The following is a 1,053-nucleotide window of genomic DNA, read 5'->3' as shown; positions in this document are numbered from 1 at the left end:
CCAAAATTAAATTACCGGCATCATTATCTTTCGTCAATCGCTGATTCAAATAATTTTCTTTCGTAGTACGATCATTTTTATGACCTACTGCAGCTGCGATAATATGAGGTGGTAATCCTTTGTAATCATATAAGTACTGTACATAAAAATGTCTAAAGAAGTGGGGAGTAATTCCCATATTCTCTGTAAAGGGTAGCTGAGTATCCTTAATGATTTTAGAAATATATTGTGACAAATAATTCTCTCTATAAGCAGTATGGTTTTTAGTTTGAAATACTGTTCCACCATTTCTATTTCCAATGTCTATAGGTAATCTTCTCCGCATTCGAAATGCGACAATCCGATTAAAAATCTCCTTATTAATGGAAACAATCCGCTCATTATCTCCCTTTGTATCAACCTTTAAATAATATCGTCCTCGTATAGTATCATACTCAAGATCTTCCCACTTTGCATGTGCGACTTCTGCAACACGTAACCCTGTGGTAGCTAGAACTGACAATAAAGCGTAATTGATTTCATTATCCTTGTAGTAATGAAGCAATTGTTTTACTTCCTCATATGATAACTCCCGTTTAGGTTTATGTTGTTTATTTACAGTTGTACTTAGTATCTCAACATGTAGAGGATCCTGAATATATTGGATTTCATATAGCCATTTCAAATATGAACGAATAACACCAAGCTTTCTACTAACTGTAGATGGCTTGTATTTATCTTTTGACTGATAGGAGGTTGCCTCTTGAGATAACCATTTTTGATAATTACGGATATGCCGTTTCCTAAGGTTTCTCCATACTTGACCAAATTTATAATCCTTTACATCTTTCTGTAGAAATTCCTCACTTTGTCTAATAAAGAAATAAAACTGACTTAAATCACGTGCATATAGAATTCTTGATGCATCCTTGATTCGTTTTTCTTGGTCAAAATGTGTTTGTCGATTCAAGTAGTAGTACAGTATTTCTTCATCTGAAAATCCTTCATATGTATATGAATCTTCTCTTTCGTTATTTTCCTTTTTTAATTCCGCTTCATTTATATAATCAGGAT

The 1,053-nt window shown here is 33.0% G+C and carries 1 protein-coding gene; it reads right to left on the bottom strand.

The features are described 5' to 3' along the window. On the bottom strand, positions 1-1,053 hold a 1,053-nt coding region (locus tag ACQGSG_RS29170; protein ID WP_426948783.1), incomplete at both ends, for a tyrosine-type recombinase/integrase.

Origin of the sequence: Bacillus sp. GMa5/1, assembly GCF_050172015.1 — a bacterium.
Lineage (GTDB): Bacteria > Bacillota > Bacilli > Bacillales > Bacillaceae_G > Bacillus_A > Bacillus_A cereus.
The sequence above is the reverse complement of the archived record's forward strand: the minus strand, read 5'-3'. Positions and strand labels throughout refer to the sequence as shown.